This window comes from Hyphomonas sp., from assembly GCF_040882205.1.
Classification (GTDB): Bacteria; Pseudomonadota; Alphaproteobacteria; order Caulobacterales; family Hyphomonadaceae; genus Hyphomonas.
Genome location: NZ_JBBEBT010000064.1, coordinates 1 through 7,050, shown reverse-complemented (window position 1 = coordinate 7,050; position 7,050 = coordinate 1). Strand labels below are relative to the sequence as shown.

Annotated in this window: 4 protein-coding genes, 1 tRNA gene and 1 pseudogene; all 6 read left to right on the top strand. The window is 60.1% G+C overall.

Annotation, left to right across the window (positions count from 1 at the left end):
• The first annotated feature begins 401 nt into the window (after positions 1-401).
• Positions 402-1,370, top strand: coding sequence for an NAD(P)H-dependent flavin oxidoreductase (locus WEA77_RS02830; protein ID WP_368066343.1), 969 nt, complete (start codon positions 402-404; stop codon positions 1,368-1,370).
• Positions 1,371-1,593: 223 nt separating this feature from the next.
• Positions 1,594-1,678: transfer RNA gene (locus WEA77_RS02825), tRNA-Leu, on the top strand.
• A 302-nt stretch (positions 1,679-1,980) separates the two neighbouring features.
• Complete coding sequence (locus WEA77_RS02820; RefSeq protein WP_368066342.1) at positions 1,981-3,153, top strand: Fic family protein; 1,173 nt, start codon at positions 1,981-1,983, stop codon at positions 3,151-3,153.
• Between the two features lie 187 nt (positions 3,154-3,340).
• On the top strand, positions 3,341-3,679 hold the full coding sequence (locus WEA77_RS02815) for a hypothetical protein (RefSeq protein WP_368066340.1): 339 nt from the start codon (positions 3,341-3,343) through the stop codon (positions 3,677-3,679).
• Positions 3,680-3,840: 161 nt separating this feature from the next.
• On the top strand, positions 3,841-6,129 hold the full coding sequence (locus WEA77_RS02810; RefSeq protein WP_368066339.1) for a TonB-dependent receptor: 2,289 nt from the start codon (positions 3,841-3,843) through the stop codon (positions 6,127-6,129).
• A 95-nt stretch (positions 6,130-6,224) separates the two neighbouring features.
• Positions 6,225-7,050, top strand: a pseudogene (locus WEA77_RS02805) (sodium transporter); the annotation flags it as partial.

Sequence of the window (7,050 nt, the reverse complement as noted above, 5' to 3'; positions counted from 1 at the left end):
GGCACCGATGCCGGGTTTTAGCCGGAATATGATCTTCGGGAGGAATGGGCACTCATGTACCGGTTCATGGACTGACGGGATACTCGCGGCGACGGCGACCGTGCCGGCCCGGCGCCTCGGCGAGGCCGGAGAGCGGGGCGAAATCTTTGCCGGACAGGCTGCGGACATCTTACTCCTGTCAGCCGATCCCGCGCTGGACTACCGCCATCTCGGCGCCGCGGACCGCGTGAGCAAGCAGGGGCAGCTGGCTTTTTGCACGGAGTGTGACCGGCAGTACCCGCGCTTCCGCAGGGTGACCCCTTCCAAGCGGGGCGGCGGCTGTGTCATTCTTTTAGCATCAGTATCAACACGCGCGCGGACAGGCCATTGCGCCACCCTCCGCCCTCAAGGGAGACAGACAGATGGTGAAGACACGGATCACGGAAATGTTCGGCGTCGAGACGCCGATCGTGATGGGCGGGATGACGGGCGTCGGTTACGGCGAACTTGTCGCAGCTGTGGCGAATGCAGGCGCACTGGGTTTCATCACGGCGCACATGTTCAAGACCGGCAAGGACCTGCTCGACGAGATCGAGAAGACCAAGAAGCTGACGGACAAGCCGTTCGGCGTGAACCTGACGCTGCTGCCCTCGATCAACCCTATTCCGTATGATGAGTACCGCGAGGCGATCATCGCTTCTGGCATAAAGATCGTGGAAACTGCCGGCCGCGCGCCGACCGATCACCTGCCGCGCTTCAAGGAGTATGGCGTGAAGGTGATCCATAAGTGCACCTCCGTGCGCCACTCTGTATCGGCGGTCGCCAAGGGTGTCGACGTGATCTCGATCGACGGCTTTGAATGCGCCGGTCATCCGGGTGAGGACGATGTCGGCCTGATCGTGCTGCTGCCGGCCACCGTGGACGCGGTAAACGTGCCGGTGATCGCCTCGGGCGGAATGGCGGACGGACGCAGCCTCGCGGCAGCGCTCGCGCTCGGCGCCGACGGCGTCAATATGGGCACGCGCTTCTGCGCGACTGTGGAAGCGCAGATCCACGAAAACGTGAAGAAGAAGATCGTCGAGAGTAACGAACTCGACACAGTGCTCGTTGGCCGCACGCTGCGCAATACGGCGCGGGTCGCGAAGAACAATGTCTCGACGCAGGTTGCCGAGATCCAGCGCGATCCGACGAAGACCTTCGCGGATGTGAAAGAGCTGATGGCCGGCGTGCGCGGACGCGAGAATGTGCTGCGCGACGGCTACATGGATGATGGCATCTGGACGACTGGCCAGAGCCAGGCGCTGATCCACGACATCCCGACCTGCGATCAACTCGTGAAGAACATCATGAAACAGTTCGAGGAGACCCGCGCCCGCGTCGCCAGGATGTAGCGCGCCGGCGCGCCGGCGCCCGAACATAGAGACGGCCCGGCAGGCAAGCCGGGCCGTTTTCATTTTCAGGGGCAGGGCATCACCCGCCGCGCCGGGGCGCTTTCCCCGGGCCGCCGCCGCTTGCGCCCGGTCCTGGCGGCTACGGCCCAGTCAATTCACCGCGGGCGTCATTTCCCCGTTGACCTCGCCCCCCGCCGACCTTATCACCCCGCTCCTACCCCGTGCCCTGATGGCGGAATTGGTAGACGCACTAGCTTCAGGTGCTAGCGCTGCAAGGCGTGGAGGTTCGAGTCCTCTTCAGGGCACCAGAAAAAATCCAAAAAACAAGTATTGTGGAGTTATGGCTGGCATCGGGGCCTGCAATCCCAGCTATAACTAATTGAATGTTTGATATAATTCATCGGTGCGGTTCCCACGTCTGGATCCGAGTGTAAAGCGGCGCGGGGTCTGGACGCCGATCGGCATGCTATCTCATTGATTCCAATGGAGCATGAGGGGTCAATTTCCGGCGCCGAGTTACACAGGACTGAGCCCTCAATTGGCCTGGCAGGTTATTAAAGTGAAGCGTACTATCTTTTAATAACGATTTGGCGCCATTAAACGATCCAGGATGGTAGCGCCGCACGATTCCGGCCGCACGGGCAGATGGGTGACCAGTACCGTCACCGGTGAGACCGTGCGCGCTTTCATGCCAACGGACCTGCCGCCCCAACCATCGATCGACATGTCCGCCCTGTCCGTGCTCGCCAGCGAAGCCATGCTCGCCCTCGGCCGGCTCGACGGCGTGCGCAGTGTTGCCCCGGACACCTCGCTCTTTCTCTACATGTATGTTCGCAAGGAAGCGCTGCTTTCGTCCCAGATCGAAGGGACGCAGTCTTCGCTCTCGGATCTGCTGCTGTATGAAGACGAGGCGGCGCCCGGCGTGCCAATCGATGATGTCGAGGAAGTCTCGACCTATGTCGCCGCGCTGACGCACGGCCTTGAGCGCATTCGCGGAGGGTTTCCACTTTCGCTCCGCCTGCTGAAGGAAATGCACGCCATCCTCCTGTCATCCGGCCGGGGAAGCATAAAGCAGCCGGGCGAGTTCCGCCGCTCGCAGAACTGGATTGGCGGGACCCGGCCCGGGAATGCTTTGTACGTGCCGCCGCCGCCTCAGCACGTGCTGGATCTCATGAGCAATCTGGAGGCCTTCCTGCACGAGACGGAGCTGGGTCTGCCGCCGCTCATCAAGGCAGGCCTTGCGCATGTTCAGTTCGAGACGGTCCACCCCTTCCTCTATGGCAATGGCCGGCTCGGGCGGCTCCTGATCACGCTATATCTCTGCGAGCAGGGAATCCTCGACGAGCCGCTCCTCTATCTCAGCCTCTACCTCAAATCTAACCGGGCGAGGTATTACGCGTTGCTGCAGGAAGTCCGCGAGCACGGCCGATGGGAGACCTGGGTTGAATTCTTCCTGACCGGCGTGCGGGATGTCGCGCGGCAGGCGCACGAAGCGGCCCGGTCCATCTCGGCGATCTTTGCCGAAGATGCGGTAAAGGTTGCAGGGCTCGGGCGGGGCGCGCCAACGGCGCAGGCGCTGCATGCCATTCTTCAAAGGCGTCCGCTTCTGAAGATCGGGACCGCAGCTGAGCTGTCCGGGGTTACGTTCCCGACGGCGACGGCAGCCCTGGAGAGACTGCTGGCGCTTGGCATCGTCGAAGAGATCACCGGCAAGGCGCGGGGACGGGTGTTTGTCTATCGGCGATACCAGGACCTTCTGGATGCCGGCACGGAGCCTTTCTGACCGGCGATCAAAATCACATTGGACGGCTGGGGCGCTTCGGCGAAGGGCGGCGCGACATCGGCGTGCTGGCCGCCACCTTCGCCGGCCGGCTGAATTCAGGTTGGACCGCCGCGCGCCGGGCTCACGGGCGCCGACAGCGCCATGCGCCAAGCCGGATCGAGGGGCTGATGGGGGGCGCGCCCCGGCATTGCCAATCACAGTCACCGGCGGCAACCCGGCCATACTTGCCTGCATCGGCGGCGTGAAGGGGCGTGCCGTGACAATGCTCGGCATCGAGCATCTCGGGCGGACCGGCACGATCCGCGATCTCTACCGGCACTTCCAGATCGACGCGGACGCGATTGTCGCCGCAGCAAGCCATCTATCGCCAGGTGAAATGCTTCAAATGAAGCGGCTGGTTTTAGGCCTTTGGAAGACTGCGCCGCAGCAGGTTTATCAGGCCATGTGTTGCGCAGAGCTGTGCGCTTGGGAGTGTCAACATGCCCGCTATAGCCACCGAGACAATGGCTTTTTGCTGCCGCGTTGAAGCCCAAGTGTTCATCCCGTTACCAAATTGCCACACATACCGCGCGTTTGAATTCGAAGTCGAAAACATAAAAAAATAGAATTGCATTCGAAGTCATTTTATGTGCCGATGTTAAAAAGGCGCGCTGGCATGGCGGCCTGTGAGCTGAGGAGCAGGGTGCAATGTCGATGTCATTAAATCTGAAATGGGCTTTGTCGGGCGGCGTTGCGGCGCTCGCTCTGGGCGCGCCGGCCTTTGCCCAGGAAGAGGGTCAGGGCGAAACCGAGCGCAAGCTGGGTGTCATTACCGTAACATCGGAGAAGCGGGCCGAGAGCATCCAGGACGTCCCGCTATCCGTCACTGCCGTCTCGGGTGAGACCCTGGGCGCAGCCGGCATCGTTGACCTCTCGACGCTCGACAAGCTTGCGCCGGGTCTGCAGTTTGGCCAATCCGGCACAGACGCGCGTCCGGCCATCCGCGGCGCACGGACCGAAAACGTCTCTGTCCAGCAGGACCCGATTGTCTCGTTCTATGTCGACGGCGTCTATCGCTCACTGACATCACAGGCGCTCGCGTCAATGGTCGACGTTGACCGGGTCGAAGTTCTGCGCGGTCCGCAGGGAACGCTCTACGGGCGCAACGCCTTTGGCGGCGCGGTGAATGTGATTTCCAATGCACCTTCGGCAGAGCCGGAGTACGGCGCATCGATTCTCTATGGAAACTATGACCGCGTCCGGGTCGAAGGTTATGGAAACGTTCCGCTTACGGATGATCTCTTCCTGCGCGTTGCCATTTCGACCGACACGCATGATCCGATTATCGAGAACAGCTTCAATCCCGAAGCCGGATTGCGCGACAAGGATGAGCAGTATGTCCGCGCTTCGCTGCGCTGGGAGCCAACCGATGCCCTTGACCTGACGCTCCGTGCCAGCCGCTGGCAGCAGGGCGGACTTGGCAACTCGGAATTCGGTGCAAAACTCATGGGCCGAGCGCTGAACCGCACCAGTCTTGCGGCTGTGCTCACCTCGCCAATTGCGAGGGTAAATCCTCGCGTCGGTGGCGGTAACGTTGCGGTGCTCGCAGATCCTTACACCATCGATTATGATTACGCGCCGGTTCTTGATACGGCCCAAGACAGCGTTGATGCAGAACTCAACTACGATCTTGGCTGGGCCAACTTCAAAGCCCTGATCGGTTATGCTGACTTCTCGACCTTCCGGACCGCAGACACAGATCTGTCTCGCTTCGCAAGTGGTTTTGCGGGTCAACAGGATGAAGTGGAATCCTGGTCGCAGGAGGTCCAGCTTGCGTCTAATACCGACGGCCCACTCGAATGGACAACCGGTGCCTATTTCCTGCAAGAGAAGAAGACCGGTCTTTTCATCTTCGACCGCTTGTTTACCACGGATCCGTTGACAAACCGGCCGACTTCAACCGTCGCCCCGGTCGGATCAGACTTCAACTCGTTGGCAAAAGTCGATGTCGACAGCTACGCTGTATATGGTCAGGCGACCTATTCTCTGACCGATGCCCTGCGCCTGACCGCTGGTCTGCGCTATACGGAAGATGAGAAAGGTTTCTCACGCGTAACCACAGGTCAGAACACGACGCCGATCACGTTCCTGACGAACGCAGGCGCGCCGGCCACAGTGTTTGAAGACTCGGCGACCTTCGACAAGACGACATGGAAACTTGGCGGGGAGTATGACCTCACTGAAGACAACCTGCTTTATGTGAGCGCCTCCACAGGGTTCCAGTCTGGCGGGTTCAACAACGCGGCAGACTCGGTAACCGGCGGCGCCTCGTTTGCACCGCAGGAAGTGCAGGCCTACGAATTCGGATCAAAGAATGTTTTCCTCGATGGAAATATGATCGTGAACCTCGCGATCTTCCAGAACGAATATGAAGACCTTCTCGCTAACGAATTCGTGACGGTTGGCGCCGGGACGGTTGTTACGATCTCGACCAATGCCGGGGAAGCCAAGGCCACAGGCATTGAAATCGATGCGAGCTGGGCAGCCAGCGATGCGCTGCTTCTCTCGGCAAAGGCCTCGTTCCAGAATGCCGAGTTTGGACAGTATGTGATTGCTGAACCGATCACGGGTGCCCAGATTAATCTGGATGGCCGCCAAGTGGCTCTGATGCCAGAGTTCACCCTGAACCTCGGCGGTACCTACGATATTGCGCTTTCCAGCGGCGCGCGTATCACGCCCTCAGCCAATCTCTATTATTCGAGCGACTATGTCTCGAACGATGTGGGCTATGAGTTCTCCCGTCAGGACGCGTTTTCGAAGCTCGATCTTCGCTTGACCTACAACGCGCCCGGCGACGCCTGGTATGCAGAGATCTTTGGCGACAACATCACGGACGAAGCGACCATCAACAGAACGGTCATCTTCGGGCAGGGCGCAATCGTCCAGAACTTTGCAAACCCGTCCATGTATGGCGTCCGGCTCGGCTTCAAGCGATAGAAGGCTTTAGTTAAACTCAGCGCGCCGGAGCAGGTCTGGCGCGCTGGCCTGCCGCCGCAGGGCATTACTGACCAAACTGAAAGGCTTTGCCCGACATGAGCCTGCTGGACTGGTCAATCGTCGGAATTTATCTGATCGCAAATCTCGGCCTCGGCTATGCCATGAGCCGCAAGGTACATACCGCTGAAGACTATCAGATTGGAGACCGGTCAGCCCCATGGTGGGCCATCGGCATCTCGGTCATTGCCACCTATGTCAGCGCGCTGTCGTTTCTGGGCGGGCCAGCCTGGGCTTATGGCGACGGCATGGCAGCGCTCGCCATCCATGTAAATTATCCACTCGTCATCTTCGTTGTTGTCATTGTCTTTCTGCCCTTCTTCTTCAACAGCGGCGCCGCCTCGATCTATGAGTACCTCGAGCACCGGTTTGGACCTTCCTCGCGATCAGTTCTCAGCCTGATCTTCCTGATCAGCCAGACGATAACGACTGCGTCCATCCTCGCGGCCACTGCGATCGTCGTAACGTTCGTGACAGGTCTCTCGCCGGAATGGTCGATCCTTGGCATGACGGTGATTGTGCTCATCTATACACTGATGGGCGGCATGAATGCCGTGATCTGGACAGATGTCCTGCAAGGCGTGATCCTGTTTATCGGCGCCGGTACAATTCTCTGGTGCCTGCTCGACATCCTCAATCCGGTATCCGACGCCATCGCAGTGCTTGCCGCTGCCGATAAGCTGAACGCGCTTCGCACCGAACTGGATTTCTCGGTCGCGCCGACTGTCTGGTCGGGCGTCTTCGCAATGACACTGTTTCACATCACGGTGTATGGGGCGAACCAGATGATGGTGCAGCGCGCGCTTGCTGCGCGCTCGATCGGAGATGCCAAGAAATCCTACCTGATGATGGGATATGCGGCCT

Coding starts and splice junctions, on each gene's coding strand:
- WEA77_RS02830 (WP_368066343.1), top strand. CDS start 402: ATGGTGAAGACACGGATCACGGAAATGTTCGGCGTCGAGACGCCGATC.
- WEA77_RS02810 (WP_368066339.1), top strand. CDS start 3,841: ATGTCGATGTCATTAAATCTGAAATGGGCTTTGTCGGGCGGCGTTGCG.
- WEA77_RS02820 (WP_368066342.1), top strand. CDS start 1,981: ATGGTAGCGCCGCACGATTCCGGCCGCACGGGCAGATGGGTGACCAGT.